15 protein-coding genes and 1 pseudogene are annotated in these 17,152 nt (G+C 57.7%); 10 read left to right on the forward strand and 6 right to left on the reverse strand.

Annotated elements, in window-relative coordinates; translation table 11 throughout:
• The first annotated feature begins 1 nt into the window (after position 1).
• Together livF and AU509_RS14750 are read left to right on the forward strand one after the other, a co-directional pair.
• Positions 2–702, forward strand: a pseudogene (gene livF, locus AU509_RS14745) (high-affinity branched-chain amino acid ABC transporter ATP-binding protein LivF).
• Between the two features lie 69 nt (positions 703–771).
• On the forward strand, positions 772–1,956 hold the full coding sequence (locus AU509_RS14750) for an aminotransferase-like domain-containing protein (protein WP_094118699.1): 1,185 nt from the start codon (positions 772–774) through the stop codon (positions 1,954–1,956).
• 105 nt (positions 1,957–2,061) lie between these two features.
• Here the strand turns inward: AU509_RS14750 and AU509_RS14755 are convergent, their stop codons facing one another.
• A complete protein-coding gene (locus AU509_RS14755; protein WP_139824060.1) occupies positions 2,062–3,804 on the reverse strand; it encodes a methyl-accepting chemotaxis protein in 1,743 nt (580 codons plus the stop codon).
• Between the two features lie 536 nt (positions 3,805–4,340).
• Between AU509_RS14755 and ugpB the strand changes: the two genes are divergently transcribed.
• From ugpB to AU509_RS14785, 6 genes are all read left to right on the forward strand, one after another.
• Positions 4,341–5,660, forward strand: coding sequence for a sn-glycerol-3-phosphate ABC transporter substrate-binding protein UgpB (ugpB, locus tag AU509_RS14760; RefSeq protein WP_094118700.1), 1,320 nt, complete (start codon positions 4,341–4,343; stop codon positions 5,658–5,660).
• A 49-nt stretch (positions 5,661–5,709) separates the two neighbouring features.
• Entirely contained in the window at positions 5,710–6,597 is an 888-nt protein-coding gene (gene ugpA / locus AU509_RS14765) for a sn-glycerol-3-phosphate ABC transporter permease UgpA (RefSeq protein ID WP_094118701.1), read from the forward strand.
• Positions 6,594–7,442: a sn-glycerol-3-phosphate ABC transporter permease UgpE gene (gene ugpE / locus AU509_RS14770; protein ID WP_085653800.1), complete on the forward strand. Its 849-nt coding sequence runs from the start codon at positions 6,594–6,596 to the stop codon at positions 7,440–7,442. Before ugpA ends, ugpE begins: the two co-directional genes overlap by 4 nt.
• Before the next feature lie 6 nt (positions 7,443–7,448).
• Positions 7,449–8,525: a sn-glycerol-3-phosphate import ATP-binding protein UgpC gene (locus AU509_RS14775; protein WP_094118702.1), complete on the forward strand. Its 1,077-nt coding sequence runs from the start codon at positions 7,449–7,451 to the stop codon at positions 8,523–8,525.
• Entirely contained in the window at positions 8,522–9,271 is a 750-nt protein-coding gene (ugpQ, locus tag AU509_RS14780) for a glycerophosphodiester phosphodiesterase (RefSeq protein ID WP_094118703.1), read from the forward strand. The genes AU509_RS14775 and ugpQ overlap by 4 nt, the downstream gene beginning before the upstream one ends.
• A 166-nt stretch (positions 9,272–9,437) precedes the next feature.
• Positions 9,438–10,394: an AEC family transporter gene (locus AU509_RS14785; RefSeq protein WP_094118704.1), complete on the forward strand. Its 957-nt coding sequence runs from the start codon at positions 9,438–9,440 to the stop codon at positions 10,392–10,394.
• A gap of 9 nt (positions 10,395–10,403) precedes the next feature.
• Here the strand turns inward: AU509_RS14785 and AU509_RS14790 are convergent, their stop codons facing one another.
• The gene (locus AU509_RS14790; protein ID WP_094118705.1) at positions 10,404–10,682 is read right to left on the reverse strand and encodes a hypothetical protein; all 279 of its coding nucleotides are present in this window, start codon (positions 10,680–10,682) and stop codon (positions 10,404–10,406) included.
• Between the two features lie 131 nt (positions 10,683–10,813).
• Here AU509_RS14790 and AU509_RS14795 point away from each other — a divergent pair, with 131 nt between their 5' ends.
• Complete coding sequence (locus tag AU509_RS14795) at positions 10,814–11,278, forward strand: tRNA (cytidine(34)-2'-O)-methyltransferase (protein WP_094118706.1); 465 nt, start codon at positions 10,814–10,816, stop codon at positions 11,276–11,278.
• Here the strand turns inward: AU509_RS14795 and AU509_RS14800 are convergent.
• The 4 genes from AU509_RS14800 to cpxR form a co-directional block, all read right to left on the reverse strand.
• A complete protein-coding gene (locus tag AU509_RS14800) occupies positions 11,275–12,039 on the reverse strand; it encodes a DUF3142 domain-containing protein (protein WP_094118707.1) in 765 nt (254 codons plus the stop codon). The two genes, AU509_RS14795 and AU509_RS14800, sit on opposite strands and share 4 nt — an antisense overlap.
• Entirely contained in the window at positions 12,009–14,198 is a 2,190-nt protein-coding gene (locus AU509_RS14805) for a hypothetical protein (RefSeq protein WP_094118708.1), read from the reverse strand. The genes AU509_RS14800 and AU509_RS14805 overlap by 31 nt, the downstream gene beginning before the upstream one ends.
• A gap of 199 nt (positions 14,199–14,397) precedes the next feature.
• On the reverse strand, positions 14,398–15,768 hold the full coding sequence (cpxA, locus tag AU509_RS14810) for an envelope stress sensor histidine kinase CpxA (RefSeq protein WP_085653660.1): 1,371 nt from the start codon (positions 15,766–15,768) through the stop codon (positions 14,398–14,400).
• On the reverse strand, positions 15,765–16,463 hold the full coding sequence (gene cpxR, locus AU509_RS14815) for an envelope stress response regulator transcription factor CpxR (protein ID WP_085653661.1): 699 nt from the start codon (positions 16,461–16,463) through the stop codon (positions 15,765–15,767). Before cpxR ends, cpxA begins: the two co-directional genes overlap by 4 nt.
• A gap of 152 nt (positions 16,464–16,615) precedes the next feature.
• Here cpxR and cpxP point away from each other — a divergent pair, with 152 nt between their 5' ends.
• The gene (gene cpxP, locus AU509_RS14820; RefSeq protein WP_085653662.1) at positions 16,616–17,113 is read left to right on the forward strand and encodes a cell-envelope stress modulator CpxP; all 498 of its coding nucleotides are present in this window, start codon (positions 16,616–16,618) and stop codon (positions 17,111–17,113) included.
• Positions 17,114–17,152 lie beyond the last annotated feature (39 nt).

The following is a 17,152-nucleotide window of genomic DNA, read 5'->3' on the forward strand; positions in this document are numbered from 1 at the left end:
TATGTTGTCATTAAATCAGGTATCGGCGCATTACGGTAAAATCCAGGCGCTGCATCAGGTCGACCTGCATATCAATCAGGGCGAAATCGTCACCCTGATCGGCGCTAACGGCGCAGGAAAAACGACGCTGCTGGGGACGTTGTGCGGTGACCCGCGGGCGTCTACCGGGTCCATCGTGTTCGACGGTAAGGAGATTACCGACTGGCCGACGGCGCGGATCATGCGAGAAGCCATCGCAATCGTACCCGAGGGGCGTCGGGTCTTTTCCCGCATGACGGTGGAAGAAAATCTGGCGATGGGAGGCTTTTTCGCCGAACGTGAGCAGTATGATGCGCGTATTGAGCGGGTGTATACGCTGTTTCCGCGCCTGAGAGAACGTCGTACTCAGCGTTCGGGCACGATGTCCGGCGGTGAACAGCAGATGCTGGCGATTGGTCGCGCGTTAATGAGCAACCGCGTCTGCTGTTGCTGGATGAACCGTCTCTGGGACTGGCTCCGATCGTGATTCAGCAGATTTTCGACACCATTCAGCAGTTGCGTGAAGAAGGGATGACCATCTTCCTGGTGGAGCAGAACGCTAATCAGGCGTTGCGTCTTGCCGACCGCGGTTATGTTCTGGAAAATGGACGCGTGGTGCTGGAAGATACCGGTGCGGCGCTGTTGGCGAACGAAGCGGTGCGCTCCGCCTATCTGGGCGGTTAAACTTTTCTTTGGCCGGGGTTCTCCCGGCCTGTTTCTATTATTCCCTCTTTTTCATGAGTGAGCATTGTTATGGCAATGGGTAAGTTGGTAGCGCAGCGGATGGAGCGGCTTAAAAGCTCCGCGATTCGAGAACTGCTGAAGCACAGCAAAATGGATGGCGTGATTTCGTTGGCGGGAGGGATACCTTCAGACGCGCTGTTTGACTTTGACGGACTGCGGCAGGCGACGGAACTGGCGATCGTCGAGCAACCGAAGGCGGCGTTCCAGTATGGCCTGACCGAAGGCAGCCCGGTGCTGCGTGAACGCATTGCCGAGCTGTGCGAACTGCGTGGCGTACAAACCTGTGCGGACGATATCGTCGTCACCGCAGGCTCCCAGCAGGCGCTGGATTTGGTCATGCGCGCAACGGTCGATCCGCAGGATGTTTTCGTCGTTGAGCGACCGACCTACCTGGCGGCGTTGCAGACGTTGGAACTGGCGGAAGCGCAGATTATGTCGGTCTCTTCCGACGAACACGGCATGGTCGTTGACGAACTGGAAGCGCTGCTGGCCACGCAGCGTATCAAAGGCGTTTATCTGGTGCCGAACTTCGGCAACCCCAGCGGCGTTTCGCTGAGCGAGGCTCGGCGCAAGCAGCTGGTTGCGCTGGCCGCGAAGCATGATTTCCTGATTATCGAGGACGATCCCTACGGTGAACTGCGGTTTACCGAGACGCGCCATGCGACGCTGTATCAGCTGGCGAATGAGGCCGGACACGCCGATCGCGTGGTTTACCTCTCTTCTTTCTCCAAGGTGCTGGCACCGGGCCTGCGTCTGGGCTGGGCCGTACTGCCCGACTGGTTGCTGCACAACGTGGCGATCATCAAGCAGGCTGCGGACTTGCACGCCAGCGCGCTGTCCCAGGCAATTGTGGAGAACTATTTAGGGTTGGGTCGTTTGCCGAAGCAGATCGAAACCATCCGTCATGCTTATCGTCAAAAAGGCGAGCGCCTTTCCGCGTTGGTTGAAGAGCAGCTCGGCGATGTGTTGACCTTCAATCAGCCAGAAGGCGGCATGTTCCTGTGGGCGCGCTTCCGTGAGACGTTCGATACGACCGAATGGTTGAAAAAAACGTTGGCAGAAGGGGTGGTGTTCGTGCCGGGCGAGTTCTTCTTCGCAGAACAACCGGACCGTTCAACGCTGCGCCTGTCTTTCGCGACGGCGACGGAAGAGCAGATGCATGAAGCCGTAGCGCGTCTGCGCCGGGCGCTGTAAATCAGAGACGTAAAAAGCCCCGCGAGAGCGCGGGGCTGTGGAAGGAATTCGCGGTTGCCATCCTGCCATTCGCCAACGCGTTATGCCGTTAGGCCAATGGCCGATCTAGCATGACGTCTGGCTTTCAGGCGGCAACTCGCCGGAACGCCGCATTATCGCGGCTGTTCCGTGGGGAATATCAGAAACGCTCCCAGTCGTCTTCGCTGCCACCCGCGCTTGCCAATGCGGGTTTTGGCTGAGACGCGGCTGCCGGTCTTTTGACGGGCGCTTTGGCGCCGGGCAGAGCGTGCGCGCTTCCACTTTAAATACCTGCATCAGATCCACCAGATTGGACGCCTGTGAGCTGAGGCTGTCTGCGGCGCTGGCGGACTCTTCCACCAACGCGGCGTTCTGCTGAGTCACCTGGTCAAGCTGGTTCACCGCATCGTTAATCTGGGTGATCCCATCCTGCTGTTCGTGGGTGGTGACGCCGATTTCGCTGATGAGATCGGCGACGCGGTGAGCCTGCTCGACGATCTCATCCATTGTCGTTCCCGCGTTGCCGACCAACTTAGAGCCGGTTTCCACTTTTTCCACGCTTTCCGTGATGAGGTCTTTGATCTCCTTGGCGGCAGACGCGGAACGCTGTGCCAGAGAGCGAACTTCACCGGCCACCACCGCAAATCCACGTCCCTGTTCACCTGCTCGGGCAGCTTCTACAGCGGCGTTCAGCGCCAGAATATTGGTCTGGAACGCAATGCCATCGATGACACTGATGATGTCGCTGATTTTGTGAGAGCTGGAGGTGATCTCGTTCATGGTGTTGACGACGTCGCTGACCACGGTGTTGCCTTTGGTCGCAGAGTCGCTGGCGGACTTCGCCAGTTCCGTCGCCATGCGCACGGTATCCACGTTCTGTTTGACGGTCTGGCTGATCTGCTCCATCGACGCCGCCGTCTGCTGGAGATTCGCCGCCTGCTCTTCGGTACGCTGGCTCAGATCGGTGTTGCCCATGGCGATCTGGCTGGAGCCGGTAGCGATGGATTCACTGCTTTGACGTACCTGATTGACCGTCGTGCTCAGGCTGTTGCGCATTTCTTCCATCGCAGCCAGCAGGCTGGATGTGTCGTTGTCGCGCAGCTTGACGCGCATGGCCAGGTCGCCTTTGGCGATAGCGCCGGCAATTTGCGCAGCATAGGCCGGCTCACCCCCCAACTGGTTGATGATGCGACGGGTAATCAGCCAGGCGGTTATTCCGCCCAGTACGGCGACAAGCACAGCTAAAGCCACCATCACCGCACCGGAGCGGTTGGCCTGATGGCCAGACTGTTCGGCGTCGCTGATGGTGGTTTCTTTCTGGAAGTTCAGAATGTTGTCGACGGCCTTGAAGATTTTGTCCTGCTCATCGTGTACCTCCGTGAGGATGGTGTCTCTGGCTTCTTCCTGTCGGTTCGCCAGCCCTAACGTGAGCGCTTTTCTGACGGCGGCGACATAACCCGGCTGAACCTGAGACAGCTGGTTGACCAAAGTCGACATTTCCTGTGTGGACACGGAGCGGCTGACTTCATTCAATGTTGCGGTATTGACCGTGATGATGTCTTCGATCTGTTTTTGTCGGCTCAGCATTTGATCGCGATCTTTCAGCAGCGCGATATCACGGACGGAGCGGGCAACCACGTTGACGTTGTCTTTAAACTCCTGGAACTGCAGCAGACGGGTGATACGCAGCTCGGACAACGTCTGAACGTTGGCGCTGATCTGCTTGAGCTGAAACAGGCCGAACAGGGCGACCAAAAAGCCGATAGCAATGACCAGCGAAAAACCGCTGCCCAGCATGGTGCTGAGCTTCATGTTTTTTAGCAATTTCATAATGTCCCTTTGGGTTGGCGGACACCTGATTTTTCATGGTGAAGTCCGGGTGTCTAAAAAATGTAAAGCGGGCCGAACGCGGTATGTCATTGGCAATCGCCTTTACTGCCATATGGCGACATACCATTTAGGAACCCTCAGGGGTCTTTATCGGCTGCGTTTCTTGAGCCTGTACCATCAATTTTCAAAACATGTTGATAACAGAACGCCAGTGACCGGGGCGTAATGTTAGGGAGATGACAGAACGTTTAAAAAGCGATGCTCATCGGCCATGCTGCGCCTGAAAGTAGTCGGCAAAAGCGCGTCACCCTTTTATTTGCTGGATTTTTTCTCAGCGCAGTGCTGGCGGTGAATGACTCGTTTTTATCCTGTCTGATATGGCTTCTTTTCACGCGTTTTGCTGAATGCCTTTGCCATCGGGGTGTCATTTTTTTGTCATTTAAAAGTTATTTTTATGTCATCTGCACATGTCATGTTACCTGCCACATTTATGGCTCCCACCGGGGGGCCGAACGGTATTTTTGCAGGAGACTGGCATGTTGAAACACGCAATCCGCACCGTCGCCGCCAGCGCCGTCATGGCGATGGCCCTCACTTCTCAGGCGCAGGCGGTGACCGACATCCCGTTCTGGCATGCGATGGAAGGGGAGCTGGGGAAAACGGTCAATACGTTGGCGGACCGCTTTAACCAGAGCCAGAATGACGTCAGGATTGTGCCCGTCTACAAGGGCAACTACGAACAGACGCTGGCCGCCGGGATTGCCGCCTACCGCAGTGGGAATGGGCCTGCGATCTTGCAGGTCTATGAGGTGGGCACCGCCACCATGATGGCGAGCAAGGCCATCAAACCGGTTTACGAGGTATTCCAACAGTCGGGCGTGCCGTTCGATGAGAGCGTATTCGTGCCGACGGTCTCCGGCTATTACACCGATGCCAAAAGCGGCCATCTGTTGTCTCAGCCGTTTAACAGCTCCACGCCGGTGCTTTATTACAACAAGGATGCATTCAAAAAGGCGGGCCTGGACCCGGAACAGCCGCCGAAAACCTGGCAGCAGATGGCGGAGTACACAGCCAAACTACGCTCCTCCGGCATGAAATGCGGTTACTCCAGCGGCTGGCAGGGATGGATTCAGCTCGAAAACTTCAGCGCCTGGCATGGTCTGCCGTTCGCGAGTCAAAACAACGGTTTTGACGGCACTGACGCGGTGCTTGAGTTCAATCAGCCCGCTCAGGTCAAACACATCGCCCTGCTGGAGGCCATGAACAAGAAAGGGGACTTTACCTACTACGGGCGCAAGGACGAATCGACAGAGAAATTCTATAACGGCGACTGCGCCATGATCACGGCCTCCTCAGGTTCGTTGGCGGGTATTCGTCAGTACGCCAAATTCCACTTCGGCGTCGGCATGATGCCGTATGACGCCGACGAGAAAGGCGCGCCTCAGAACGCCATTATCGGCGGAGCCAGCCTTTGGGTGATGAACGGCAAGGATCCCGCCACCTATCACGGCGTGGCGGAATTTATGCAGTTTCTGGCGAAGCCGGAGATCGCCGCCGAGTGGCACCAGAAGACCGGCTATCTGCCGATTACTGCCGCCGCCTACGACCTGACGCGCCAGCAGGGCTTCTACGAGCAGAATCCCGGCGCGGATATCGCCACCCGTCAGATGTTGAACAAACCGCCGTTGCCGTTCACCAAAGGGCTGCGTCTGGGCAATATGCTGCAAATCCGCACCATCGTGGACGAAGAAATGGAGAGCGTCTGGATCGGCAAGAAAACGCCGCAGCAGGCGCTGGATGCCGCGGTACAGCGGGGAAATATGCAACTGCGTCGCTTCGAACAATCCACCCGGTAAGTGTGTTTTAGGCCGAAAGGACGCGGCCTATTCCTATTGAGATTATCCGATGAATGCTTCCCGCCCCGTTTTTAGCCGCAGCTGGCTGCCTTATGCGCTGGTGCTTCCGCAGCTGTCGATTACGGCGATATTCTTCCTCTGGCCCGCCGGGCAGGCGCTGTGGTACTCCGTGCAGGACGTCGACCCGTTTGGACTATCAAGCCGGTTTGCCGGGTTGAATAACTTTATCCAGCTGTTTCACGATCCCTACTATCTCGAGTCGTTCTACACCACCCTGTGGTTCAGCGGGCTGGTCACGTTTTTCGGGCTGATCATCTCCCTGTTTCTCGCGGCGTTAGTCAATCATGTGACGCGTGGGCGGCGGATTTACCAGACACTGCTGATCTTGCCCTATGCCATCGCGCCCGCGGTGGCAGCGGTGCTGTGGATGTTCTTGTTTAATCCGGGTCTGGGCCTCATCGCCTACTGGCTACGTCACCTGGGCTATGACTGGAATCATGCTCAGAACAGCGGTCAGGCGATGCTGTTGGTGGTAGTGGCGTCGGTCTGGAAACAGATCAGCTATAACTTCCTGTTTTTCCTGGCGGCATTGCAGTCTGTGCCGCGCTCTCTGATTGAAGCCGCTGCGATTGACGGCGCGGGACCAGTCCGGCGTTTCTTCAATGTGGTGCTGCCGCTGATCTCGCCGGTAAGCTTCTTCCTGCTGGTGGTCAATCTGGTCTACGCATTCTTCGATACATTCCCGGTGATTGACGCCGCGACGGCCGGCGGCCCGGTACAGGCCACAACCACGTTGATTTATAAGGTGTATCGCGAAGGCTTTGCCGGATTGGATCTCGCCAGTTCGGCCGCGCAGTCGGTGGTGCTGATGGTGTTGGTGATCGTGCTGACGGTGATTCAGTTCCGCTTCGTTGAGCGTAAGGTGAACTATCAATGATTGAGCATCGTCGCGGGCTGAATATTTTCAGCCATGTCATGTTGGCGGTCGCGCTGCTGGTGGTGCTGTTTCCGCTGTATATCGCGGTGGTGACGGCGACGCTGGATCAGGCGCAGGCTTCGCAGGCGCCGATGACGCTCATCCCCGGCAGCCATCTCTGGCAGAACTTCACTACCATTTGGCAGCATGGGGTCGGCAACAACAACAGCGCGCCGTTCGGCTGGCTGCTGATCAACAGTTTCATCATGGCGTTGACCATCACGGTGGGGAAAATCAGCGTGTCGATGCTGTCTGCCTACGCCATGGTGTATTTCCGCTTTCCCCTACGGCAGGTCTTTTTCTGGATGATTTTCACCACCCTGATGCTGCCGGTGGAGGTGCGTATTTTCCCGACGGTGGAGGTGATTTCTCATCTCGGCATGATGAACAGCTACACCGGTTTGACGCTGCCGCTGATGGCTTCGGCCACCGCAACCTTTCTGTTCCGGCAGTGTTTCATGACGCTGCCGGATGAACTGATGGAAGCGGCGCGTATCGACGGCGCGGGTCCGATGCGCTTTTTCTTCGACATGGTGCTGCCGTTATCCAAAACCAATTTGGCGGCGCTGTTCGTCATTATTTTCATCTACGGCTGGAACCAGTATCTGTGGCCGCTGCTGATTGTAAGCGATTCGCGTCTCGGCACCGCCGTGGCGGGTGTTCAGAGCATGATCGCCAGCAGCGACAGCCCGACTCGCTGGGAGCATGTGATGGCGGCGATGCTGCTCACCATGCTGCCGCCGATATTGGTTGTGCTGCTGATGCAGCGCTGGTTTGTCCGTGGACTGGTCGACAGTGAGAAATAAGACGCTATGACATCGTTAAAACTACAGGCCGTCACTAAATCCTACGACGGCAAAACGCAGATCATCAACCCCATCAACCTGGACGTGGCCGATGGGGAGTTCGTCGTGCTCGTTGGCCCGTCGGGCTGCGGTAAGTCGACGTTGCTGCGCATGGTCGCCGGTCTGGAACAGACGACGAGCGGCGATATTTATATTGGCGACGAGCGCGTTACGGAAAAAGAGCCGAAAGATCGCGGTATTGCGATGGTGTTCCAGAATTACGCGCTTTATCCGCACATGAGCGTCTATCAAAACATGGCCTACGGGCTGAAAATTCGCGGTCTGGGCAAAGAGCAGATCCGTAAACGGGTCGAAGAAGCCGCGCGGATTCTGGAGCTGCTGCCGTTGCTGGAGCGTAAACCGCGCGAGCTGTCCGGCGGTCAGCGCCAGAGGGTGGCGATGGGGCGCGCCATCGTGCGAGAACCGGCGGTGTTTTTGTTCGACGAACCGTTATCGAATCTGGATGCCCGGCTGCGTGTCCAGATGCGGCTGGAGCTGCGGCAGCTGCATCAGCGGCTACGGACCACCAGCCTGTATGTCACGCACGATCAGGTCGAAGCGATGACGCTCGCGCAGCGGGTGATCGTCATGAACAAGGGCGTGGCCGAACAGATCGGCGCGCCCGCCGAGATCTATCGTCGCCCGGCAACGCTGTTCGTCGCGAGTTTTATCGGGTCGCCCGCCATGAATCTGCTCTCAGGCCGGGTCAGTGACGACGGCGACCGGCTGATCTTATCCTCCGATCTGGCGTTAACGCTACCAGCTTCAAAACCCGAGTGGCGGGGGCGAGAAGTGACCCTCGGTGTTCGGCCGGAACACATTCTACTGGCGGACGGTCCGGACAATGCCGTGCCGATGACGGTCGACACGGTGGAATTATTGGGCGCGGATAATCTGGCGTATGGACGGTGGGCAGGGCAGAATGTCATCGTGCGCTTGTCGCACGAATATTGTCCGGCCGTGGGCGCTACCCTCTGGCTGCATGTGCCGGCCTCGTCGTGGCATATATTTGATTCGCAGAGCGGATTACGGATGGAACGATGACACACTCTTGGCCTTATCCTGCTTATGTCGCCCATCGTGGCGGTGGTTCACTGGCGCCGGAAAATACGCTGGCGGCGATTGATGCTGGCGCACGTTACGGGCATCGAATGATTGAAATTGACGCCAAGCTGTCGCGCGACGGGCAGGTTTTCCTGCTGCACGATGACACGCTGGATCGCACCACCAACGGTTGGGGGATTGCGGGCGAGCAGAGCTGGGAACAGCTATCCCGGCTGGACGCGGGCAGTTGGTTTGGACGGACATTCCGCGGCGAACATTTGCCGTCGCTGGCGGACGTGGCGCAGCGCAGCGTTCGTTACGATATTCTGGTGAACATCGAAATTAAGCCGACTACCGGTAAGGAAGCGGAAACCGGCCGGGTCGTCGCGTTGGCGGCGCGGGAACTGTGGCAACATCGTGTTGTTCCTCCGTTGCTGTCTTCTTTCTCCGTCGAGGCGTTGGAAGCGGCTCAGCAGGCGGCGCCTGAATTGCCTCGCGGGCTGCTGCTGGACGAGTGGCGCGAGGACTGGCTGACGCTGACGCAGCGGTTGGCGTGCGTGTCGATTCACCTCAATCATGCGCTCCTCGATGAAGCGCGCGTGGCGGAGTTGAAGCAGGCTGGGTTGCGAATTCTGGTCTACACCGTCAACCAGCCGGAACGGGCGCAAGACTTATTGCGCTGGGGCGTTGATGCTATCTGCACTGACCGGATAGATTTGATTGGGACAGCGGAAATCGCCGACTGAAGCTGTCTCCAGGATGGCATGTCGGTCAACGCTCGGCGTTTTCCATTCTTAGCCGCATTGGATGCCGTCATCCGGCAGTTTCGCATTATCCTCTGTATGGATAGAGCGAGCCTGCCGTTATGAGGCGGCTCAGGGACGATGTCGCAAACATTAAGGAAGAAGGGCTATGCCCGCGTTTATTGTTTCACTCTGGCACCAGATTTATCTGTCTTTACCTCTTTTCGTTCTGATTGCGTTGGGATATGGCCTCGTCCGCGTGGGCCATTGGCCGGCCGACATCGCTGACGCATTGACCAGTTTCATTTTCAATATTGCGCTACCCGCAATGTTATTCCTTATGATGTGCGACTTCGCCGACCGCCCGGCGGTGGATGCCCGCTTGTTGATTGCCTTCTTCGGCAGCTGTCTGGCCGTGTTTATATTAGGGCGTGTGATTGCCCGCTGGGTATTCAAGTTAGATGGGGTATCAGGTTCGATCTTTGCGCTGAGCGGTATTTTCTCCAACAACGTCATGCTGGGTCTGCCTATCGCCACGATGATGTTGGGGCCGGAGGCGATCCCCTCCGTGGCGCTGGTGCTGATTTTCAACGGCCTGATCCTCTGGACGCTGGTCACCGTGTCCGTCGAATGGGCTCGCAATGGCGCGCTATCGTTAAAGGGATTCACCGCCACCGCGCTGGGCGTGCTCAAAAACCCGCTGATCATCGGTATTCTGTCTGGCACGCTGTTTGGCTTTACCGGTCTGCCGTTGCCCGAGGTGGCGGAGCGCTCGGTGAATATGCTGGGCCAGAGCGCCGTTCCGCTGTCGCTGGTGGCGCTGGGCATGGGGCTGGCGGAGTATCAGATCCGCGAGGGGTGGAGAATCAGCGTCGCCATCTGCATCATCAAGCTGTTGGTACAACCGCTTATCGTGTGGTTGCTGGCGGTTGCGTTGGGATTGCCTGAGATGGAAACACGAGTGGTGGTTCTGCTGGGTTCAATGGCTATCGGAGTGAACATCTATCTGATGTCGCGTCAGTTCAACGCGCTGGGCGGCCCAGTGGCCGCCAGTCTGTTGTTATCCACGTTGCTGGCGGCGGTGACGACGCCGCTCATCCTGACGCTGATGGGCGTTCGTATATAACGCCGGCTCTCAGGGCGTGGTTGACGGCATCACGCGCTGTTGCGTCTGTTGTTGTTGCTGCCTGAGCTGCTGCTGTCGCGCGGCGCTGTTTTGCTGGATGCTCTGATTCAACTGCTGCTGCTGTAACTTCTGATCCTGTTGCATCTGCTGTTGCAGCCGTTTTTGGCTGCCGATGCCGCTTTCAAACTGTTGCTGTTGGGTCGATGGCAGGGGCGCTGCATTTGCCCACAGGGCCATCGATGAGAGTAAAACGCCGAGCATGACTGTCCGAATCACGTTGTGGTGCATACGTCCTCCGCGGGAAAGCCGCCTGTCGCTTAAGTTTAGTCGTTAATTGTCTCGCCGTCGCCCGCAGGCTGGGGTGGTGCGCAGGGATACGATATACTGCCGCCACCTTTTTGACGACAGACGTTATCTGAATGTTCCATATTGCGCTTTACGAACCGCAAATTGCGCCCAACACCGGCAATATCATCCGGCTGGCGGCGAACAACGGATGCTCTCTGCATCTGATTGAACCGCTGGGCTTCGACTTCGAAGAGAAGAAATTGCGCCTGGCCGGACTGGATTATCACGATCTGGCCGTAGTCCAGCGTCATGCGAATTACGAAGCCTTTCTGGCGTCGGTGCCCGGCTGTCGCATTTTTGCCTGCACGACCAAAGGCAGTCAGCCCTACGATCGCCCCACCTATCAGCCCGGAGACGTGTTGCTGTTCGGTTCGGAAACGGCCGGACTGCCTGACTCCGTGCGTAACGGCATCGCGCCGGAGTATCGCATCCGCATCCCGATGGAGCCGGACTGCCGTAGTCTGAACCTTTCCAACTCGGTGGCGATTATCAGCTACGAAGCCTGGCGCCAGAACGGCTTCGGCGGCAGAAGCTAACGCGTCAACGTAGAACGCTTGGCGGGCGGGGGATTGAGCAGGAAGACAACGGCCCCGCGATAAAACGGCGAGGCAGACAGTCGATGCTGCCAGCGCTCGTCCCAGCGCCCATGTTGCACCAGCCCAAGTCGGAACGGCACTCGCAAGGTTAGCAAGGCCGGAAGGTACTCGGTGTAGCGGTTCACCGTATTGCGCCCCTGATAAGTCTGCACCACCAGTTCGTCCACGATGTCATTTAGCCGGTTGATTTGAGAGATTTCACCGGTTTTCGCCCAGTCAAGTAGCCCGGTCACGCTAAGACGGTAGTCCGACGGCAGACGCTGCCGCAGCTGCTGTAGAAAAGCGACGTAGCCGGAGAGATGATAGCTGGCGGCATCGAAATCAATTTGAATGCCCTCGACTCGATTGCCCAGCGCACGCCAGCGTTGGGCGATGTTGAGGATGCGCGCCAGCTGAGGTTCACCGAAGTCTAGCGTGGTCACCCGGAACGATAGCCACAGATGTTTGACCGTCAGCGTGCTGGCAGGCAGCCCCTGTCGCAGGAATACGACGTCGCCCCGCCGCAGCGCAATCTCTCCCTGATGCAGATACAGCGTATCGGCCTGATGCAGTACCGGCTGGGGCTGCACGGCGGCCCACAGCCAGAAGGCGTTATAGCGGGCGGCGTTGACGGTCGTGGCATCCGCATTGATGCTGGTGAGCAGCAGGCTGGCGATGATAAAACGACGCGCTACCAGTAATATTTGAGCTGCTCGGCCCATTGGCTACCCTTAAACTCGGTTTTGAGCTGTCTGAACCAGGCTTTGCGAGTGGCCTTGCTGATGTCTTGAGAGCCGCAGCTGTTGTAGCCGCTGGGGGAGTAACAGTAGATTGCACGGTAGAGCGCGTAGCTCTTGTCTTCCGGTGGGGCCTTCGGGTTGGCGATCACCTCAATATAGCCGTCCAGCCGATTAAACTCCGGTCCCTGATATTGGGTTTTGGCGTCGGTCAGACCGTTCAGCATGTTGTTTTCCCCCCAGTCGAAACCCACGGTATTGCCGGTACGCAGGAAGAACTCACCCAGGCAGTTGACGGCGCGCGCGTCCTGCGGGTTTTTGTTCAGGCGGACCACCGTTTCTTGCAGGCTTGAGCACTGATAGCCTTCCTCGGTATCGCTGCCGTCCCAGGAGAACGCCGTCAGATCTTCCTCGTCCCAACTCATGTTTTCGGTGCTTTTCAGCGGTGGAATGGCGGCGAGTTTTTCGCTGTCCTTCAGATACCCTGCGTAGTCCCTGTGTGTGATCTCCTTGGTAAGCAGCGTATCCAGCGCAATAGCGCGTTCGGCGGGCGTTTGCTGCGGGCCGGTCTGTTGGCGTAATAGGTTAGCGTCGGCGCTGACTTTAAGGATGGCGGAACGGAAGCGCAGATTTTTGACTGGGCTATTCGCCGCAAACACCTGCTCCGGATGACCGCTATCGACCAGCGTTTGGGCCAGCGCGAGCTGGAGGAACTGCTGTTGGGTGTAGAGGGTGTTCATCGTCAGCAAATGACGCCAGTGCGTTTCGGCTTCCGGCCAACGTTGTAATTGATCCAATGCCAGCCCGCGCAGCGCCTGACTGCTATAGGCGACGGTATCCGTCAGGTCCTGACCAGTGGCGGCGGGGAGGGTGCGGAGCACTGCCTCGTAATCCCGCCGGGAATAGAACTGAAAAGCCCCTTGCAGATAGAGAAACTCGGCGTGCATGCCCGCGCGTTCGAACCCGGAACGCTGCTGTTCAATCTCCTCTTGCGTCAGCGCCGGCAAGTTCATCCAGCCGTCTGAACTGCGCAGCCGTTTGAGGTCTTGCACCAGAGTCAGCAATGGCACGGCATCGGACGAGACGAAATCGCTGTTTTCCAGCAATTTATCGTCAATTTCGTTACTGATATCGAGCAGGGCGGGCACGTTGTCGACTGACGTCAGCGCTTGATTATAGAGGTTGGCTAACGCGATGTGGTCGCCGTTCATCCAGTAGGCGCGGCGATACAGTCCGCGCGCTGAATCGGCATAAAATCCCTGCGGGTACTGCTTCAAGTAACCGTCGATACGTTCGACGGCGCGCTGTCCGGCCGCTTTGTCTGTTTTGCGGATATCAAACATGTCGTATTCATCCAGCGCGTGCTGAGTGGCCTGATTGATCGCAACGCGAATCAGCATATAGCGGGCGGTTTCGGCGACCCAAGGCTGTCCCGCGGTCAGCAACTGCTGAAAGTCGTTATCGGCCTGTTCTAATTCGCCTTTGTAGAAGGCTTGCGCGCTATTCAGGTAGCGGAGGAAGTCACCCGCATGACCGTTGGCGAGCTGTGAATCTTTATCCAGTGCGGCTCGGGTGGCGGGGTAATCCGCCGAGACCAACGCGATACGCCCCTGCGCCAGCAGGATCCGTTGCGCTTCCGTCAGGTCGGCGTCACTGCTCAGGACATCGAAAAAATCGCCCAGCGTGCTGAGGCCATTTGATATTCCTCGCCCTTCCATGTCCTGCGGGGACAGGGTTTTGAGCTTTTCTATCATGGGTGCGGGCAGATGTAGTCGCTCCGCTTTGGGAAGCAGTTCGGCATTTTCTACCTGTATTACCTGAGCGTCAGCAATATCGGAAGAGGGCGATGTCGCCTCGTCGGGCGCTTCGGTGGCGACCAGCCCCATCACTCGGTAGGCCGTAAAAGGATCGGTCCGTGACTGTCCTGGGTCGGGGATTGGCTGCGGGATAGGGAGCGCTATCTTGTTGCGGCTGCTTTGCAGCAACATCAGGTTGGTGCGGGTATCGTTATCCGGCAGCAGGTAGGGAAGCGCGGGCATACCGCATTCAGAATCTGTAAATCCGCATATTCCATCGCCAGAGGCGTGAGCGGAAGAAATCAGTAATGTCGTAACCAAACCAGCCAGTAGGGCCAATCCTTTCATGTCCTTTTCCTGTGGGTGAGGTGTCAGGCGATTTCAGGAACGCTGCCCAGATGACGCTGGCGCCGAAGACAGCGTTGCAAGTCGCTAATTGTGCGACCCTATGAGGTTCACACTCTACCCGACGTCGGGAAAAACTCAATGCGAAGGGGAAGATCGAGGCGGAAGAGCTGCGCGCTCTTCCGCTTTTTACGAGGGCTGATTAGCGGTGATAAAGCGGCAACCAGATCGTCAACTGCAGGCCGCCGAGAGGGCTGGCGTCGGCCTTGACCCAGCCATGATGCTGCGAGATGGCCGTTTCGACGATCGCCAGTCCGAGGCCGGTTCCGCCGGATTCGCGGTCGCGGGCTTCATCGGTACGGTAGAAAGGACGGAAAATCTGTTCCCTGTCTTCCGGGCTGACGCCGGGCCCGTCATCGCCGACGATAATGGTGACGCCCTGACCGTCGACGGAGAACGAAACCTCGATGTGCGTTCTGGAGTAGCGCAGCGCGTTGCGGACCACGTTCTCCAGCGCGCTGTCGAGCGCTGACGGGTTGCCAAACAGCGGCCATGGGCCGGGCGGCGACAGCACGTTCAGCGTTTTGCCCATCTGCTCCGCTTCAAAGCTGGCGTCGTCCAGCACATCGCTCCATAGTTCATCCGCTTTCAGCGGTTCACGATGCAGTTCGTTTTTGTGTTGATTACGCGACAGCACCAGCAGATCGCCGATCATGCTGTCCAGACGCTGGGTTTCGGTTTCAATGCGGGTCAGTTCGTTGCTTTCGCCCTGCCTGCGGCGCAGCAGCGCGCTCGACAGCTGCAGCCGGGTCAGCGGCGTACGCAGTTCGTGAGAGATGTCCGACAACAAACGCTGCTGCACGGTCACCATGCGCTCCAGCGCGCTCACCATCTGGTTGAAGCTGGCGCCGGTCGCGCGGAATTCGTGCGGGCCGGATTCCAGTTCAGGATGCTGACGCAGGTTGCCTCGCGCGACTTCGTCGGCCGCGATTTTCAGCTTGCGGGCTGGTTTTGCCAAACTCCAGGCCAGCCACAGCAGCAGCGGGCTACTGATGAGCATGGTGACGATGAGCAGCAACAGCGGGCGATCAAACAGCAGGTTGATGAAGTCGGACTGCGGGCTGCTGGCGGGCCGGATCAGGTACAGCAGATAGTTGTCTTCGCTATCCCTGACGGAGAACGGACCCAGCAGCTCGACGCGGCCGTATTTCTTCTTCTGGGGGAAGTCGGCGTTATCGGACTGGCCGATAAAGTTGCGTACGATCTGCATTTCCTGGCGCTGCGAACCGATGACGCGCCCCTCGGTGGTCACCAGCAGCAGGCGTTGGCCCGGCGGCGCCCATTTCTCTATGGCGTGAAACAGCCGACGCCACCAGAGCAGGTCGTTCGCCGGGTCGTGAGCCAGTTCCGCTTCGATATGTTGTTCGAGCATTAATCCCTGACGCTGCTCGCTTTCGAGCAGCGGGGTCAGTTGGCGGGAGTCCAGTTTGGGCAGCATCAGCACCAGCATCAGCACCAGGACCAGCGTCAGCCAGAATATGGCGAAAATACGGGCAGTAAGGCTGTTGATCATGCGGTGGACACCATCAGATAGCCTCGTCCGCGCAAGGTTTTAAACCACGGCAGGCCGTCTTTGCGGTCGGGCAACTTACGTCGCAGATTGGAAATGTGCATGTCGATGGCGCGGTCAAAAGGCGTTAGCCGTTTGCCGAGCACCTCCTGACTCAGGTGTTCTCGGGATACCACCTGACCCAGGCGCTGCGCCAGCAGATACAGCAAGGTAAACTCAGTACCGGTCAAATCCAGCACAGTCTCGTCGAAGCTGGCTTCCTGACGGCCGGGATTCAGACGTAGAGCATCCACTTCCAGCGTCGGTGCGGTTGTCTCGCCCACCTGTTGCTGATCTGTCCAGTTTGACCGGCGTAAGATCGCACGAATACGCGCCACCAGCTCCCGGTCGTTAAACGGTTTCGGCAGATAATCATCGGCGCCCAGTTCCAAACCCAGTACGCGGTCCAGCTCGCTGCCGCGCGCGGTCAGCATAATGACGGGCGTCTGATGGCGTTGACGCAGTTCCTTCAAGGTATCAAGGCCGTTTTTCTTCGGCATCATGACATCCAACAGCAGCAGATCTATTGAATCGTCCAGCGCGCCCAGTGCTTGTTCGCCGTCATAGGCCACCACCACGTTGAACCCTTCCATTTCGAGCAGTTCCTTCAATAAGGAAGTCAGCTCTTTATCATCGTCAACCAACAGGATTTTATTCATGAGTTACCTACCTCCTCGGGCAAAATACGCCATAGATTGCCGCTATTCCATGACTTTACGTAGTTTTACACCGTCTGACGCATGTTTGCAGCGGGGTGTTTAGACTGAACCCATCAATTCGCTGAGCGGTACAACTTACTGAGGAGTTATTGATGCGGCGCACCACCTTATTGTCTCTCGCTTCACTGCTGTTGCTGGGTTCCAGCATCGCTACGGCAGCCGACGCCGGGGGGCTTGGGATGGAAGAACTGACGCAGAATGACTCTGCCACGAAACGCATTCCTAGTCAGCAAAGGATGTTCGATGGCGTGAAGTTGACGGAACAGCAACGCCAACAGATGCGTGATCTGATGCAGGAAGTGCGGCATGACATGCCTCCCTATTCCGCGCAGGACGTAGAAACAATGTATCAATTGGTTATAGCTGAAAAATTCGATGAGGCGGCCGTACGGGCGCAAATCAATAAAATGACGCAGGCGCAGATTGCACGCCAGGTGGAAATGGCCCGGGTGCGTAATCAGATGTACAGCCTGCTGACGCCGGAACAGAAAGAAGTGCTGCGTCGTAAGCATGAGCAGCATATGGAAGTGATTCGCGAGCAAATCTCAGTCGCGAATCAGCAGGAAAAATATTTTAGCGTGCCGAAGTGAGCCTTTGACTGAGGTGTAGGCAGCGCAAAAGCGGAATCC

It is taken from the genome of Lonsdalea britannica (assembly GCF_002111595.1).
Classification (GTDB): Bacteria; Pseudomonadota; Gammaproteobacteria; order Enterobacterales; family Enterobacteriaceae; genus Lonsdalea; species Lonsdalea britannica.